Source organism: Erwinia sp. ErVv1 (genome assembly GCF_900068895.1).
In the GTDB taxonomy this organism is placed as follows: Bacteria; Pseudomonadota; Gammaproteobacteria; order Enterobacterales; family Enterobacteriaceae; genus Erwinia.
The window spans coordinates 475-15,820 of the sequence record NZ_CDPK01000021.1; the positions used below are offsets into that span (position 1 = coordinate 475).

Here is a 15,346-nt window from a genome sequence, read left to right on the forward strand (position 1 = left end):
TAAAAGATTAGCGGGAACGAAAGAGTTTGTGCTGAAGCAGGGCGGCAAACGCAGCGAAGGAAGGAGCATACTGAAGTATGTGACTGAGTTTGCAGGTGAAGCCAGCGCAGCAGCAGCGCAAAATATTCGTTCCGTGCACCAAGATTTGCCTGGCGGCTTTAGCGCGGTGGTCCCACCTGACCCCATGCCGAACTCAGAAGTGAAACGCCGTAGCGCCGATGGTAGTGTGGGGTCTCCCCATGCGAGAGTAGGGAACTGCCAGGCATCAAATAAAGCGATAACCCTGACCTCACGGTCAGGGTTTTTTGCGTTATGGGGCAGGAGAAATTATTCGGCCCAGAGTCAGTATTATGCGTACAGGGGCGGGGGGATTGCGCTCAGAGTCAGTATTATGCGTAAAGGGGCCGGGGGGATTGCGCTCAGGATCAGGATCATGCGTACAGGGACCGGGGAATTGCGCTCAGGATCAGGATTACTGCATTCAGGCCCCGCTCGCGGTCATGACTGTTACGTGCTGGCCTGTAAATCAATCCCGTAACCTTCACTCAGTACCGGCAGAACGGCGCTGTTTTTCCCGCCACTGAGCAATAAAATCCACCACGGTATCCACCGCATTCAGATCCAGCACTGGCACCCGGCACTCCCATACGCTATCGCCAGGAATTCTCAGTGAGGGTGAGCAGGGCCGGCGGAAACATACATCATCCCCATGAATAGTCCGACAACCCCAGTGATAAAGAGGGGCAAAAGTGCATTCTGACCGGTGATTCGCGAAGCATCCCTATACTGCGCGTGCCTTACAGCCTTAAAGCCTCGCTACGATCGCTGGGGGTCATCTTATCTGCCATGTATGAACAAACCTATTTTATGCGTACCACACAACAGGACTATATCGTCCTCAGCCAGCTCGATATATCGTGTTCAGTCTGCTTCTGCTCATTCACAAACTCTTATATCCATCATCTGGCCAGACTCATCGAACGGACATAATGCACGTAAAATAATTAGCCTGTCCCAGTACTCCAGCCAGAAACCGAGTCCCGGCATGATAATTTCTCCCTGAGCGCAGGCGGTGCCGATGAAAAAACATTGTTTACCGAATAAATAAATTCCTTTGTCATCAAACAGGCTGAGCTGCGAACATGTATGCTGGCCGTCTGCCGTAAGCGGATTATCTCTGACGCCACTTATCCTGGCGGCATAAGACATACGGTGGGTTTTCACGTATCAAACTGAAGCAGAGCGTGCCCACAGATAGGGTTGCCAGATAATCACAAGCGCGTTATAGAGTGATGGTAACTATCTATAGATTAGAGGAATACAGAGTAGGAGAGAAGTAAAGGGAAGGAAATAAGGGAAGCAGGCGATAAGGGGAGAGAGAGAAGGAACATTGAGCCAGCTAAGCAGCTGGCTCAGGCCATAAAAGACAAATCAGTACAGTGACGTGGTTCCGGCTGGGCGCGTTTTGAAACGGCGATGCAGCCACATGTACTGATTAGGAGCACGCATAATTTCACGCTCAATGACTTTGTTCATATAAGCAGCGGAGCGCTGCTCATCTTCAATCGGATAATCCTTGAGTTCCGGTTGGATAACCAGCTCATAACCGCCACCGTCTTCATTACGGATCAGCACCACGGTTATCATTGCGGGCTTCGCCATACGGGCTATCATCCATGTACCACTGGTCGTTGCGGCTTCAGGCACGGCAAACAGCGGGGCGAATACGCTGCCTTTTGGGCCATAGTCCTGGTCAGGCGCAAACCAGACGGCTTCTCCCTGCTTAAGCGCATGCACCATGCCTCGCAGGTCACGACGGTTGATCATCGCCTTATTAGAGCGCATGCGTCCTTTAGTCTGCACCCACTCCATCAGCTTGTTATTGTGTGGACGATACATAGCCATCATCGGCTGGCACAGGCCCATTGCCCGGCCACCCAGCTCAAGTGACATAAAATGTACGCCGATTATCAGCGCGCCACGCCCGTCCTGTTGAGCCTCGCGAAGATTATGCAGGCCGTTAACTTTGAACCAGCGGCGAACGCGGCGATCGGACCAGAACCAGGCCATGCCCGTCTCCAGCAGACCCATACCCAGTGATTCGAAGTTCTTTACGATACGCCTTTCAAGCTGATCCGCGGGCATATCAGGGAAGCAGAGTTCCAGATTACGTCGGGTAATACGAATACGGCGCTTAAGAAAGCGCATAGAGGTGCGGCCCATCCACGTACCCAGCTTCTCGAGGAAAGGGAAGGGCAACTGAACAAGTAAAAATAGAAGTCCCAATCCGATCCACGTTACAAAATAACGAGGATGCATCAGGCCTAAGGTAAAACGAGGTGAAACCTTCATATTTCTCTCTTTTAGCGTACAAGGGGAGGTAGCGCCAAAAGATATACATCACCAGCGATACACTAATTTGGACAACTGTATCGTCAGGAAGTTAGTTCGGCAAACGGCACTTTACACAAACAAGACAATTCTGAGGAAGATGAAACTATAAAAAAGGCGCTAACAGTAAGGTAGCGCCTTGATGACAATAAACCCGACTTAGTTCATGCCGTATTTTTTCAGTTTTTTACGCAGCGTACCGCGGTTGATACCCATCATCAGGGCTGCACGTGTCTGGTTGCCACGGGTGTATTGCATCACCATGTCCAACAGTGGCTGTTCTACTTCAGCCAGTACCAGCTCATACAGGTCATTCACATCCTGACCATTCAGTTGAGCAAAATAGTTCTTCAGTGCCTGTTTGACCGAATCACGAAGTGGCTTTTGAGTCACCTGATCCTGTGAGTTCACGGTGGAAACGGTCAGTACGTCAGAATTTACGCGTTGTTCGAACATAGTTCTGTCAGCTCTTTATTTCTATTACGCAAGATTTTCGAAGTATGCCTCCAACGCCTCCAGCTGTTCGCTGGCATCCTCAATGGCGTTGAATGTGCGCCGAAACTGGTCGTTTGGGGCGTGCTCCTGGAGATACCAGGAGACGTGCTTTCGGGCAATACGATATCCTTTGCGTTGACCATAAAAGTCATGCAGTTCCCGTAGGTGCCCGATAAGCAAGCGCTTAACTTCAGCTAATGGCATCGGTGCCAGCAGCTCCCCAGTGTCCAGATAGTGCTGGATTTCCCGGAAGATCCAAGGTCTTCCCTGAGCCGCTCGTCCTATCATCAGGGCATCAGCCCCCGTATAATCAAGAACGGCTCTGGCTTTATGCGGGTCAGTAATGTCCCCATTCGCGATAACGGGAATGGAAACGTTCTGCTTAACTGTCCGAATGCTGTCGTATTCAGCGTTGCCGTTGAACATACAGGCGCGAGTACGGCCGTGTATGGTCAAAGCCTGAATGCCACAGCGCTCAGCCAATTGGGCAATCTCTACACAGTTGCGGTTGTCTGTGTCCCAGCCGGTGCGAATTTTCAGCGTAACGGGGATATCTACCGCGTTCACCACCGCAGAGAGGATAGACTTCACCAGCTCCGGATGCTGTAACAGGGCGGATCCCGCCATCTTACGATTCACTTTCTTGGCCGGACAACCCATATTAATGTCGATAACCTGCGCGCCAGATGCAGCATTAACGCGTGCGGCTTCAGCCATATCTACAGGGTCACAACCGGCAATTTGCACGGTACGAATACCGGGCTCGTCACTGTGTACCATGCGCAGCCGAGATTTATCGCTCGCCCAAACTTCAGGGTTTGACGACAGCATCTCGGATACGGTCATACCAGCACCCATTGCATAGCAAAGAGTCCGGAAAGGCCTGTCGGTAATCCCGGCCATTGGTGCTGCAATCAGACGATTGCGAAGCTGGTGATTTCCTATGCGCATGAAAAAAAAGTGACCATTGTGTGTCCGCAAGGCGGCGTATATTACGCATTTTTTCAGTAAGATGAAAGGCCAAACTTTGAACAATTGCCTTTAACAAAGCATGGTCAGGGTGACACAACCGCAGGAAAAGTATTTTATTGTTATATATCAATAGATTAAAAACACACGGTCAAAATGGCATCATATTATTTCTTTTTGTATGAATGCCAATCCGCATAAAAAGCATCACATCTGCCTTTTACCGGCAGATGTGATGATAGAAAGCGTGAAAAGCAGTGGATCCCACCAGCAATGGGCGAAACTATTAATGAATAACGACGCGACCGTTGAGTGGTTGTACTGGACGACTGTTTTGCTGAGCCAGCACCGCCTCAAACGCAGCGATTTGTGCTTTGGAAGCATATACCGGATCTTTCATCACCAGCCAGCGAACGCCTTCAGTGCAGGGCGGGGTGGTGAGAGATCCGCTAAAGCGATAATAGTGTTTGTCGCCCGGCATTAAGTGCGCGAGTGCAAGTGGTTTACTCAGCTTCTGCGCCTGATTAATCTGCGCGGGAATATTATTCAAAATATCAGCGATGACGGGGTTCTCTTGCCCTTCGTCAATCATTACGCCGATCACCGTCAGCTCCCCCTGGGCACTGCTGTTCACAAAATGAACTTCAAGCGGGTAGGTCCGCCCATCAATGAGATTTTCAGACGGCGTATGGAAATGAAACTGTTTCAGGGTAAAAGTAGTGCCATCTACTACTAAATGATCGCCATCATTGACGTCGATCTGGATGGTATGCCCATTATTAATAATGGATTTATCCTTAGCGCTAAAGGACATAGACAGGGGGGAAAGTTCACCTTTAATGGTTTTCTGTATATCAATCGGTGACTGATTAAAACCCTTCTCACAGGTGGCAAAGGCATTGTTAAGCGTACCCCATTTGTCTGGTGCACTTTCCCCGGAGTATGACCATTTGCCGTGAGCGTCAGCATGAACGAAGGGAGCAGTAAGAAGTGCTAAAACTAACGCGCAGGAGTTGATTTTAAATTTCATAGTAGCTATCCAAAAAAAAGCCGCGAACAACGTCGTTCACGGCGGGATTGGGATGCTAATAACTCATGGTTACTATTTCAATATGTATATTACTAAAGAGTAACCATATTTGATTTTGATCAATTTTTAGACACTCTTGTGCCCGTTATTCTGCACCATTCCTCTTTTTCTGCCACAGGATCCAGGACAAATGCCTGTTCATAGGCTTCACATACGCTTTCTGCCTGACTCGCCAGTATCCCTGAAAGACCCAGATGACCCCCTGCTTTTGGCAGCACGCTAATCAGGGGCGCGAGTTCACGGAGTGGACCAGCAAGAATATTTGCGACCACCACATCGGCACTGAGGTTATCAGGCTGTTCATGCGGCAGATAAAGCGTCAGGTTATCTGATACGCCGTTGCGTTCTGCATTATCCCGGCTGGCCTGAATCGCCTGTGGATCGATATCAATCCCAATCGCCTTTGCAGCCCCCAGCTTTAATGCCGCGATTGCCAGGATACCGGAGCCGCAGCCAAAATCGATCACCGTTTTGCCCGCCAGATCCAGGCTATCAAGCCAGGAGAGACAAAGGGCCGTAGTAGGATGGGTACCCGTACCGAACGCCAGGCCAGGGTCCAGCATCACATTCACCGCGCTGGGATCGGGAACATCTCGCCAGCTTGGGCAGATCCACAGGCGTTGGCCAAAGCGCATAGGATGGAAATTCGCCATCCATTCACGTTCCCAGTCTTTATCTTCGATCTGTTCAATTTTATGCAAAAAGTTCGCGCCCAGTAGCGGATGCTGTGATAAGCCCGCAATCACGTCCTGCATTTCGGTTTCGGCATCAAACAGACCAATGACGTCAGTATCGCCCCACAGACGGGTTTCCCCGGGAAGGGGTTCAAATACCGGATTATCGTGAGTATCCTGAAAGGTTACTGATACGGCGCCATTCTCGAGCAGCGCATCGCCCATCTCTTCAGCCTGAGCGCCAGTGGTGTTGATTTTCATTTGTATCCAGGGCATTGCATTTCTCTTTATTTAAACGGGGTTGACGCCACCGCTGATGACGAGTCGGTATGGCCAAAGCGGTTACCAATGACGAATGCGATCAGGCTTATCAGCAGTGACGGCACGATAGGATGAAAGCCCCAGGGCTGAAGCGACAGGCTGGCAAGCAGCGTGTAGCAGCCTGCACCGGAGATCATACTGCTCAGGGCGCCTGCGGCATTGGCCTTCTCCCAGTACAGACCGAGAACCAGAGGCCACAGGAAGACGGCCTCAAGGCCGCCAAATGCCAGCAGGTTTAGCCAGATAATCATCTCAGGTGGCTTCCACGCGGCACCCAGCAGCAGCAGGCCCAGCACAAGGGTAATGATGCTGGACATCCGCTTCATCAGCCGCTCATTATCCATCTGCTGCGGGCGAACCCGCAAATAAAGATCTTTTACGATCGTTGCAGAAGATTGTAGAAGCTGGGCATTGATAGTCGACATGATGGCGGCCATCGGTGCGGCGAGAAAGATCCCCGCCGCCAGCGGCGGCAGCACATGGATCATTAGCGTGGGGATCACACTATCTGGGATCGCCAGGTCAGGCATCACGGCCCGACCCAGCGCGCCGGCAAGGTGCATGCCGAACATCAACACGGCTACCACGACAGTGCCGAGGATCATTCCCCGATGCACGGCCTTACTGTCTTTATAGGAGATGCAGCGCACCGCCGTGTGCGGTAGCCCCACGACGCCGAAACAGACCAGTACGGAAAACGAGGCGAGGAACGTAGGGCTAAGGATATTATCCACGCCGCCCGGGGAGAGGAGCTGGGGATCAATCTGCTGAAGCTTATTAACGGCGCTGTGGAGGCCGCCAGCCGCATGAATCACCGCAAAAAGCAGCAGGAAGGTGCCAGCCAGCATCACCACACCCTGCATGGCATCATTCAGTACGCTGGCGCGAAAGCCGCCAAACGCGGTATAGAGCGCGATCGCGCCGCCAAAGATAAGCAGCCCCGTATCGTAGGGAATGCCAGCCGCCGTCTCCAGCAGGCGTGCGCCGCCAATGAACTGGACGGTCATCGCGCCTATAAACGCAACCAGCAGGCTCAGGCTGGCAAACCAGACCAGCAGGGGACTGCGATAGCGGCCATACAGCATATCGTTCAGGGTTACCGCATTATAGCGTCGTGCAAGAATGGCAAATTTCTTGCCGAGAATGCCCAGCGACAGCCAGACGGCGGGTACCTGTACCATCGACAGCAATACCCAGCCCAGGCCATATTTATAGGCCGCCCCTGGTCCACCGATAAACGAGCTGGCGCTAATGTAGGTGGTGGTCAGCGTCATCGCCAGCACGAAACCGCCCATTGACCGGCTTCCCAGGAAATATTCCGTCAGAAAATTACCGGTCTGGCGCTTACGCATGGCATAGACAGAAAGCCCGGCTACCAGCAGCAGATAGGCGATAAGCGGCAGAATGATCTCAAGTCTCACTCTTGTCCTCCAGAGGAATGTCACGAAAGACCAGCCTGACCATCAGCCAGCACAGGAGTATAAATACGCCGGGAACCAGCATGCAGGCCATTTCAAACCAGTGTGGCAACCCGGTGAAGCCGGGTTTACTGTTGGGCAGCCAGGCCATCAGTGACCAGGCTGCAATATAGCCGACGGCCAGCCAGAGGGACCAGCGGGCCTCGCGATGAGCCTGAACAAAGCGTTTGTCCATGTCGATAACTCAACTGTTACTTTTATACGTAAAGAAAAAGGCCGGTCAGACCGGCCTTTTTGGCGAAACATCAGGCTAATCAGGTTTCCTGAAGACCGAGCTTCTTCTCCAGGTAGTGGATATTGGTTCCACCCTGCTGGAAGTTTTCGTCGCTCATAATCTTCATCTGTAGCTCAACGTTAACCTTGATGCCGTCGATGATAAGCTCAGCCAGCGCATTCTTCATGCGGGCAATAGCCACTTCACGGGTTTCACCGTAGGTGATGAGCTTGCCGATCATGGAGTCGTAATACGGCGGCACGGTGTAGCCAGCATAGATATGCGACTCCCAGCGAACGCCAAAACCACCTGGCGCATGGAAGCGGGTGATTTTGCCCGGGCTGGGCAGGAAGGTATTCGGATCTTCTGCGTTGATACGGCATTCAACCGCATGGCCGCGAATAATCACGTCTTCCTGTTTGATCGACAGTGGCTGACCGGCAGCAATGCGCAGCTGTTCTTTAATCAGATCCACACCGGTGATCATCTCCGTTACCGGATGTTCAACCTGAATACGGGTGTTCATCTCAATAAAGTAGAACTCACCATTTTCAAACAGGAACTCGAAGGTACCCGCACCGCGATAGCCGATGTCGATACAGGCTTTTGAACAGCGCTCACCGATAAAACGACGCATCTCTTCGGAGATGCCTGGCGCTGGCGCCTCTTCAACCACTTTCTGATGGCGACGCTGCATTGAGCAGTCGCGCTCCGCCAGATAGATGGCGTTGCCCTGACCGTCTGCCAGTACCTGAATCTCGATATGGCGCGGGTTTTCCAGGTACTTCTCCATATAGACCATATCGTTGTTGAAAGCCGCTTTCGCTTCCGCACGGGTCATATTAATGGACTGTTCCAGGTCTTTATCGTGACGAACGACGCGCATACCACGACCGCCGCCGCCGCCAGAGGCTTTGATGATCACCGGATAACCGATACGCTTCGCAAAGGCACGGTTTTTATCCATATCATCATTCAGCGAACCGTCTGAACCGGGTACGCAGGGAACACCGGCTTTTTTCATCGCGTTGATGGCGGAGACTTTGTCACCCATCAGACGGATAGTTTCAGCTTTAGGACCGATAAAGATAAAGCCTGAACGTTCAACCTGTTCGGCAAAGTCCGCATTTTCGGACAGGAAGCCATAGCCGGGGTGAATCGCCACGGCGCCGGTGATCTCCGCTGCGGAGATCAGAGCAGGGATATTCAGATAGCTTTTAACGGACGGTGCCGGGCCAATACATACGGTTTCGTCCGCCAGCAGTACGTGTTTTAAATCGCGGTCAGCGCTTGAGTGCACGGCAACGGTTTTGATGCCCAGCTCTTTACAGGCGCGCAGGATGCGCAGCGCAATTTCACCGCGGTTAGCAATTACAATTTTTTCCAGCATGGTTCGCCTCGTTATTCGATGACTACCAGCGGCTCGTCAAATTCAACGGGTTGGCCGCTTTCAACCAGGATCGCTTTCACTACGCCGGATTTATCGGCTTCGATCTGGTTCATCATTTTCATCGCTTCAACGATGCACAACGTGTCGCCAGCGTTAACTTTCTGACCCACTTCCACAAATGCTTTGGCATCCGGGCTTGGTGTACGGTAGAAGGTACCGACCATTGGTGAACGTACGATATGGCCACTGATCTCAGCAGCAGCAGGCGCTTCCATCGCCGGAGAGGTTGCAGGTGCAACGGCTGTTGCCAGAGCGGGCTGCTGCATCATTGGCGCAGCATAAGCCTGCTGCATCATTGGGTAGCCCGTATTCACAGGCGCACGACTGATGCGAACGGACTCTTCACCTTCAGAAATTTCCAGTTCAGCAATGCCTGATTCTTCAACCAGTTCGATCAGTTTTTTAATCTTACGAATATCCATGAGTGTGGTTCCGTACTCTGTTTAATGAGATTGTGACAGGCGTTTGACCGCCGTCTGTAAAGCCCAGGTATAACCGTCGACACCAAGTCCACAAATTACGCCGGCAGCAATATCAGAAAGATAAGAATGATGGCGAAACGGTTCGCGAGCATGCACGTTTGAGAGGTGCACTTCAATAAACGGGATACTGACTGCAAGCAGGGCATCACGAAGTGCAACGCTGGTGTGCGTGAAAGCGGCCGGATTAATGACGATATAATCAGTATTGCCTCTGGCCTCATGAATACGGTCAATCAGAGCGTATTCTGCATTCGACTGAAGATGGCTCAGCTTCACCTGAAGAGCGTCAGCCTGCGAAGTTAACCCGCTGACGATCTCTGCCAAAGTGGTTGTCCCGTACTTCTCAGGCTCACGCGAGCCAAGAAGATTGAGGTTGGGACCGTTTAAAAGCAGTATGTGAAACTTGTCGACCATCTTGCTGCTATCTCCTGCGATAAATAGGGCATCGGACAAAATACATCGGCAAAAGCCATTTGTCACCCATAAGGGTGAAAATTGGCACACGCGCAGGTTTAAAGCCGGGCATTATAACGATTTCGGGGCAATTAGCAGCTAAATACTGGTCGTATCAGCGAAGATTATCAACTGCCCCTCTGAAATCAGGGGCAGTTAATTTTACGTTATGCGGGATCGGACACACTCCTGACGGGCGCTAGCGCAGCCACTGGCGGAACTTTTTATAGCGCAATGCCAGCAGGATCGCGGCAATCAGGGCATAAATCCACGGCTGCGGAGAGAAGGTTTTGACCGACCAGAGATAGTGCACGGGCGCGAGCACGGCCACCAGGTAAATGAGATTATGCAGGGTTTGCCAGCGCTTACCCAGTTTTCGCTGCGCTTTCTGCCACGAGGTTGCGGCCAGCGCGGTCAGAATAATCCAGCTGACAATCCCCAGCGTCAGGTAAGGGCGGGAAATCAGCTCTGAGCCTAACATGCCCAGATTGCTGATACCCAGCTCAAGCACCGAATAGCTCACCAGATGTAGCGTTGCCCATGCAAAACACCACAGGCCGAGCAGGCGACGTACGCGAATAAGCAGAGGCTGCCTGGCGTAGCGGGCCAGCGGCGTTACCAGCAGCGAGGCCAGCAGGAATTTTAGTGCCATCCTGCCGGTAAAGTGCTGAATGTCTTTGGCCGGATCGGCACTGAACCAGCCCTGGTCGATCGATAAAAACAACCACAGCAGCGGCAGCAATCCTGCCAGGTGTAGCAGCACTTTAAACGCGGTAACCTGCCTGAGCGTCAGCCGCTTCACTAAAAATTCTCCCGCAGATCCAGGCCATGGTAGAGCGAAGCCACCTGGCTGGCATAGCCGTTGAACAGCAGCGTCGGCTGGCGTTTTACGTCCAGAATCCCCCCCGACCCAATAAAACGCTCGGTGGCCTGCGACCAGCGCGGGTGATCGACATGTGGATTCACATTGCCATAGAAACCGTATTCATTAGAGGCCAGCTGATTCCAGGTGGTGGGGGGCATATCTCTGACCAGGGTGATTTTAACGATCGATTTAATGCCCTTAAAACCATATTTCCAGGGCACCGTCAGGCGGATCGGCGCGCCGTTTTGTGGCGGGAGGGCCTTGCCATACACGCCGGTCGTCAACAGGGTAAGGGGATGCATTGCCTCATCAAGTCTGAGTCCCTCGACGTAGGGATAGTCAATGCCGCCGCCGATAAAGCGGTCCTTCTGGCCGGGCATTTCATCGGGGGCATAGAGGGTCTGGAAGGCGACATAGCGGGCATTACTGGTCGGTTCTGCCGCCCGCAGCAGCTTACCCAGCTCAAAACCGACCCATGGCACTACCATCGACCAGGCTTCCACGCAGCGCATGCGGTAAATGCGCTGCTCAAGGGGGAAGCGTTTAAAGATGTCATCCATGTTCAGCGTCAGGGGCTTTGCCACCTCGCCGCCAATTTCGATTTTCCAGTCGGTAGTTTTGAGCGTACCTGCATTGGCGGCAGGGTCGGCTTTGTCCAGACCAAACTCGTAGAAGTTATTGTAACCGGTCACCTTGTCTTCGGGCGTGAGGGGCAGCGCCGCCTGGTAACGCTCAGGTTTACTAAAGTCCAGCGCTTTGCCAGGGGGCGCTTTGGGGCGATCGTTGCCTTTGAACCACGAAAGAACGTCAGCCTGCGCCGCAGGGGGTATAGAGAGGGCTGCCGCGCTAATCCCCAGCGTTTTCAGCAGCTGGCGGCGTTGAGCGTTAAACACGCTTTCTGGCGTAACGTCATTTTCGGTAAGTTTATCAACGGGTTTCATCGGGCGCGCTCCACTGGCGAATAGTTCTACAATACCTATCATGCGCAAAGATTTCGCAAACTGCGAGTCCGGCCGCAAAAATGTGTCATTGCGGGTCTGTCGCCTCCGTCCCAGCTTATCGAATTTTAACCAGCGTGCGCCCGGTAAGGCCGTTATTGAGCAGTTTCGCTGCGCTCTCTGCCGCTTCATGCAGGGTGATTTCGTGCGCCGCCTGCTGATAAAAGGATGCCGGAAGGGTTTTCACTACTCTCCGCCAGGCATCGGTGCGACGAGCGAAAGATGTATTAACGGAGTCGATCCCCTGAAGGCGAATATTTCGCAGGATAAAAGGCATCACCGTGGTGCTCAGCCCGATGCCGCCCGCCAGCCCACAGGCCGCCACCACGCCGCCATAATTTATCTGCGCCAGTATGCTGGCCAGCGTCCGGTCTCCCACCGTATCGACCGCCCCCGCCCAGCGCTGTTTTTCAAGCGGCCGCGTGTCCTTATCAACATCCGCGCGGGAGAGGATCTCTGCTGCACCCAACTGGCGGAGATAATCGTGCGTCGATGCCCGTCCACTGACTGCCGTGACCCGATAGCCCAGCGCGCTAAGCAGTGCCACTGCCGTGCTTCCCACGCCGCCGCTGGCACCGGTCACCAGGATATCTCCCTGGTCAGGCAGCACGCCGCCCTCCTCAATGGCCATCACGCAAAGCATCGCGGTCAGGCCCGCCGTACCGACTATCATCGCCTTTCTGCCATCCAATCCTTCAGGCATCGGCACCAGCCAGTCGCCCTTCACCCGGGCCTGCTCTGCAAGCCCGCCCCAGTGATTCTCGCCGACTCCCCAGCCGGTCAGCAGAACCGCCTGGCCCGTCTGAAAGCGGGGATCTTCGCTGTGATGAACCTTACCGGCGAAATCTATGCCGGGCACCATCGGAAAATTACGAACAATTTTTCCCTTACCCGTTATCGCCAGTGCATCTTTATAATTGAGCGATGACCAGTCTATATCCACGGTGACCTCGCCTGCGGGAAGCGCGTCTGGCGAAAGGCTTCTCACGATAGCGGTGGTACGGCCTTCTGACTGTTCAAGAACCAGAGCCTGCATAGGAATCTCCTGAATTAACGTTAGGTAAAGATAAAAAAAGCACTCAGTCAGTCTACTCCTCGTAATACCCACTATTCTGATATCAGGCAAACAATTATCTGACGGAGCAGGTACTTCCATGAGAAAACCCGCAATCTGACGTATTGTTGGCCCCACAGCCATTCTTTACGCTGACACAACGGACATGGCATATCTTTAACTGCAGTAAACATGGGCACAGGGATGCGATTAACTACCAAACTTTCTGCGATTTTCACCCTTCTGAGCATGCTGGCAATGCTTCTTATGCTGGTAGGGTGCGTACTGAGCTTTTTCTATCTTAGCAATCTTCGTGCAGAGCACCGGCTGCAGGAGCTGGCGGGTGAGGTGGACAGCGCGCTGCTCACCCAATCCCCAGACCACATTGCTGTCTGGATGCAGCCAATGATGGGGCCCCTGCAAATCACCCGGATTGAGTTAACGGAGGCGGGCGGATCCCGTTTTAATCTACAGCGTCATCAAAATGCAGTACTCCATGATGAGCCCAACAAAGTTCGTCATAGCGTTTTCCCGCTGCCTCTTCACCCCCACTGTTCGCTGAATCTTTGGTGGGTGGACTCGACAAAAACCTGGCTAAATTCATTTATTGGCAGTTTTATCCTGACGGTTATTGTCAGCATTGTCGTGGTCATGACGATAGCGCTGCTGCTTTTTCACCGCTGGCTTTACCGGCAGTTGAAAGGGATGGAGCGACTGGAGCTGCGCGCAGGTGACGTGCTGAAGGGCGAACGCAATCGGGTCAGTCGGGGCTCAGTGCATGAATGGCCCCTTAAGGCGAGTTCGGCTATCGATATGCTGCTGGCCGATCTTTATGATGCGGGAGAACAGCGTAACCGTATAGACACGCTGATCCGCGCTTTTGCCGCCAAAGATGCGAAAACGGGGCTTAATAACCGGCTTTTTTTTGACAATCAGCTGGCGACCATGCTGGACGATTCTGAAACGGCAAGTGCGCACGGCATGGTAATGATGATCCGGCTGCCTGACTTTGACGCCCTGCGCGAAAGCTGGGGACACTCGCAGACTCAGGATTATCTTTATGCGATGAGTAATTTATTGTCCACCTTCGTGCTTCGCTATCCGGGAGCCCTGCTGGCGCGCTATTTTCGCAGTGATTTTGCCGTGCTTCTGCCTCACCGCAGTCTGAAAGATGCGGACAGCATCGCATCCCAGCTGATCACCGCTGTCGACGCCCTTCCTCCCACCCCCATGCTGAACCGCGAAGATATGATCCATATTGGTATCAGCGGTTGGCACAGCGGACAAACGACCCAGCAAGTGATGGAAAGTGTCGAAATGGCAACACGCAACGCGGTGCTGCTGGGAGGGAACGGCTGGTCAGTGGGTGAGGTGCCTACGCATGAGCTCGCTCGCGGCAGCGTGAAGTGGCGGACGCTGCTGGAGAACACGCTTGCCCGGGGCGGGCCACGCCTGTATCAAAAGCCCGCCGTGCTGGGCGATGGCAATGTGCATCACAGGGAGCTGATGCCGAGAATCTTCGACGGTGACAAAGAGCTGCTCGCCGCAGAGTATTTGCCGCTGGTGCAGCAAATGGGGATGGCAGAGATTTACGACCGCCAGCTGGTCACCCGCATTCTCTCACTGCTGCCGCTCTGGCCGGATGAGACGCTGACGATACCCCTGACGGTGGATGCATTATTACAACAATCTTTTCAGCACTGGCTGCGCGATATGCTGCTGCAATGCATCAAATCACAAAGAAATCAGATTTTATTTGAACTTGCAGAAGCAGATGTGTGTCAACACATCAACCGTCTGCGGCCTGCGCTTCGCTTACTTAAGGGTTTTGGCTGTCGACTTGCCATCAATCAGGCTGGTTTAACGGTGGTCAGCACGTTCTACATCCAGCAGTTTGATGTCGAGCTGGTAAAACTGCATCCGGGTCTGGTACGCAGTATCGATCGCCGCACAGAGAATCAGCTTTTGGTGCAAAGTCTGCTTGAGGGCTGTAAAGGGACGGCAACGCGTGTTTTCGCCGCGGGTGTCCGTACGCGGGAAGAGTGGCAAACCCTTACTGAACTGGGCGTTGAAGGCGGGCAGGGCGATCTGTTTGCGCCTTCTGAACCTCTTAGCAGCAATGTGAAAAAATATTCGAAAAGATATCGAGTTTAGCCTGCCGTTAAGCAGGATTTCACGTAGAATAGCCGCGCGGCTGTGGTGCCGGCAAAGGGTGCCCCTGACAGTCCGGGCACCTTAAAATGTAAAGTTTCATGTACGTTATGTCCGCTTACCAACGTTGAAATAGGGCGAGAAGCTCGCAGACAGGCGCTCTGTTTGCCCCTGGTTTTTCGGGTTGTGACGCAGGTGTGAGATAGCGTTTTTTTCACCGGAGCAGACTGTTTTTGCGCCTTGTCGCTGCTTCGCGTGGTT

General features: G+C 53.1%; 15 protein-coding genes and 1 rRNA gene. 2 read left to right on the forward strand and 14 right to left on the reverse strand.

The window, feature by feature from the left end; all coding sequences use genetic code 11:
* Window positions 1-148: 148 nt before the first annotated feature.
* Window positions 149-264, forward strand: a 5S ribosomal RNA gene (gene rrf, locus A1830_RS19955).
* 672 nt (window positions 265-936) lie between these two features.
* On the opposite strand, the gene A1830_RS19960 is transcribed toward rrf, so the two are convergent.
* The 14 genes from A1830_RS19960 to A1830_RS20025 all read right to left on the reverse strand — a co-directional run bounded on the left by A1830_RS19960 (window position 937) and on the right by A1830_RS20025 (window position 12,916).
* Window positions 937-1,209, reverse strand: coding sequence for a hypothetical protein (locus A1830_RS19960; RefSeq protein ID WP_067710202.1), 273 nt, complete (start codon window positions 1,207-1,209; stop codon window positions 937-939).
* A 222-nt stretch (window positions 1,210-1,431) separates the two neighbouring features.
* Window positions 1,432-2,352, reverse strand: a complete 921-nt coding sequence (gene lpxP / locus A1830_RS19965; RefSeq protein WP_067710204.1) for a kdo(2)-lipid IV(A) palmitoleoyltransferase — start codon at window positions 2,350-2,352, stop codon at window positions 1,432-1,434.
* Between the two features lie 198 nt (window positions 2,353-2,550).
* Window positions 2,551-2,847, reverse strand: a complete 297-nt coding sequence (gene fis, locus A1830_RS19970) for a DNA-binding transcriptional regulator Fis (protein ID WP_000462905.1) — start codon at window positions 2,845-2,847, stop codon at window positions 2,551-2,553.
* Between the two features lie 24 nt (window positions 2,848-2,871).
* The gene (dusB, locus tag A1830_RS19975) at window positions 2,872-3,837 is read right to left on the reverse strand and encodes a tRNA dihydrouridine synthase DusB (RefSeq protein WP_067710254.1); all 966 of its coding nucleotides are present in this window, start codon (window positions 3,835-3,837) and stop codon (window positions 2,872-2,874) included.
* Window positions 3,838-4,141: 304 nt separating this feature from the next.
* Window positions 4,142-4,885: a carbonic anhydrase gene (locus tag A1830_RS19980; RefSeq protein WP_067710206.1), complete on the reverse strand. Its 744-nt coding sequence runs from the start codon at window positions 4,883-4,885 to the stop codon at window positions 4,142-4,144.
* Between the two features lie 119 nt (window positions 4,886-5,004).
* Window positions 5,005-5,895, reverse strand: coding sequence for a 50S ribosomal protein L11 methyltransferase (gene prmA / locus A1830_RS19985; RefSeq protein WP_067710209.1), 891 nt, complete (start codon window positions 5,893-5,895; stop codon window positions 5,005-5,007).
* 11 nt (window positions 5,896-5,906) lie between these two features.
* Window positions 5,907-7,361, reverse strand: coding sequence for a sodium/pantothenate symporter (gene panF / locus A1830_RS19990; protein WP_067710211.1), 1,455 nt, complete (start codon window positions 7,359-7,361; stop codon window positions 5,907-5,909).
* Complete coding sequence (locus tag A1830_RS19995; RefSeq protein WP_067710213.1) at window positions 7,351-7,593, reverse strand: YhdT family protein; 243 nt, start codon at window positions 7,591-7,593, stop codon at window positions 7,351-7,353. Before A1830_RS19995 ends, panF begins: the two co-directional genes overlap by 11 nt.
* Window positions 7,594-7,672: 79 nt before the next feature.
* Window positions 7,673-9,022: an acetyl-CoA carboxylase biotin carboxylase subunit gene (gene accC, locus A1830_RS20000; protein ID WP_067710215.1), complete on the reverse strand. Its 1,350-nt coding sequence runs from the start codon at window positions 9,020-9,022 to the stop codon at window positions 7,673-7,675.
* A gap of 11 nt (window positions 9,023-9,033) precedes the next feature.
* The gene (gene accB / locus A1830_RS20005) at window positions 9,034-9,504 is read right to left on the reverse strand and encodes an acetyl-CoA carboxylase biotin carboxyl carrier protein (protein ID WP_067710217.1); all 471 of its coding nucleotides are present in this window, start codon (window positions 9,502-9,504) and stop codon (window positions 9,034-9,036) included.
* A 21-nt stretch (window positions 9,505-9,525) separates the two neighbouring features.
* Complete coding sequence (aroQ, locus tag A1830_RS20010; protein WP_067710219.1) at window positions 9,526-9,978, reverse strand: type II 3-dehydroquinate dehydratase; 453 nt, start codon at window positions 9,976-9,978, stop codon at window positions 9,526-9,528.
* A 238-nt stretch (window positions 9,979-10,216) separates the two neighbouring features.
* Window positions 10,217-10,819: a protein-methionine-sulfoxide reductase heme-binding subunit MsrQ gene (gene msrQ, locus A1830_RS20015; protein WP_067710221.1), complete on the reverse strand. Its 603-nt coding sequence runs from the start codon at window positions 10,817-10,819 to the stop codon at window positions 10,217-10,219.
* Window positions 10,819-11,823: a protein-methionine-sulfoxide reductase catalytic subunit MsrP gene (gene msrP, locus A1830_RS20020; protein ID WP_067710223.1), complete on the reverse strand. Its 1,005-nt coding sequence runs from the start codon at window positions 11,821-11,823 to the stop codon at window positions 10,819-10,821. The genes msrQ and msrP overlap by 1 nt, the downstream gene beginning before the upstream one ends.
* Before the next feature lie 115 nt (window positions 11,824-11,938).
* Entirely contained in the window at window positions 11,939-12,916 is a 978-nt protein-coding gene (locus A1830_RS20025) for an acrylyl-CoA reductase (NADPH) (RefSeq protein WP_067710225.1), read from the reverse strand.
* 222 nt (window positions 12,917-13,138) lie between these two features.
* Between A1830_RS20025 and csrD the strand changes: the two genes are divergently transcribed.
* A complete protein-coding gene (csrD, locus tag A1830_RS20030) occupies window positions 13,139-15,088 on the forward strand; it encodes an RNase E specificity factor CsrD (protein WP_067710227.1) in 1,950 nt (649 codons plus the stop codon).
* The last annotated feature ends 258 nt before the right edge of the window (window positions 15,089-15,346 follow it).

Excerpts from the sequence above, each read along its gene's own strand:
- A1830_RS19960 (WP_067710202.1), bottom strand. The coding sequence starts at position 1,209 with ATGTCTTATGCCGCCAGGATAAGTGGCGTCAGAGATAATCCGCTTACG.
- lpxP (WP_067710204.1), bottom strand. The coding sequence starts at position 2,352 with ATGAAGGTTTCACCTCGTTTTACCTTAGGCCTGATGCATCCTCGTTAT.
- fis (WP_000462905.1), bottom strand. The coding sequence starts at position 2,847 with ATGTTCGAACAACGCGTAAATTCTGACGTACTGACCGTTTCCACCGTG.
- dusB (WP_067710254.1), bottom strand. The coding sequence starts at position 3,837 with ATGCGCATAGGAAATCACCAGCTTCGCAATCGTCTGATTGCAGCACCA.
- A1830_RS19980 (WP_067710206.1), bottom strand. The coding sequence starts at position 4,885 with ATGAAATTTAAAATCAACTCCTGCGCGTTAGTTTTAGCACTTCTTACT.
- prmA (WP_067710209.1), bottom strand. The coding sequence starts at position 5,895 with ATGCCCTGGATACAAATGAAAATCAACACCACTGGCGCTCAGGCTGAA.
- A1830_RS19995 (WP_067710213.1), bottom strand. The coding sequence starts at position 7,593 with ATGGACAAACGCTTTGTTCAGGCTCATCGCGAGGCCCGCTGGTCCCTC.
- accC (WP_067710215.1), bottom strand. The coding sequence starts at position 9,022 with ATGCTGGAAAAAATTGTAATTGCTAACCGCGGTGAAATTGCGCTGCGC.
- accB (WP_067710217.1), bottom strand. The coding sequence starts at position 9,504 with ATGGATATTCGTAAGATTAAAAAACTGATCGAACTGGTTGAAGAATCA.
- aroQ (WP_067710219.1), bottom strand. The coding sequence starts at position 9,978 with ATGGTCGACAAGTTTCACATACTGCTTTTAAACGGTCCCAACCTCAAT.
- msrP (WP_067710223.1), bottom strand. The coding sequence starts at position 11,823 with ATGAAACCCGTTGATAAACTTACCGAAAATGACGTTACGCCAGAAAGC.
- A1830_RS20025 (WP_067710225.1), bottom strand. The coding sequence starts at position 12,916 with ATGCAGGCTCTGGTTCTTGAACAGTCAGAAGGCCGTACCACCGCTATC.
- csrD (WP_067710227.1), top strand. The coding sequence starts at position 13,139 with ATGCGATTAACTACCAAACTTTCTGCGATTTTCACCCTTCTGAGCATG.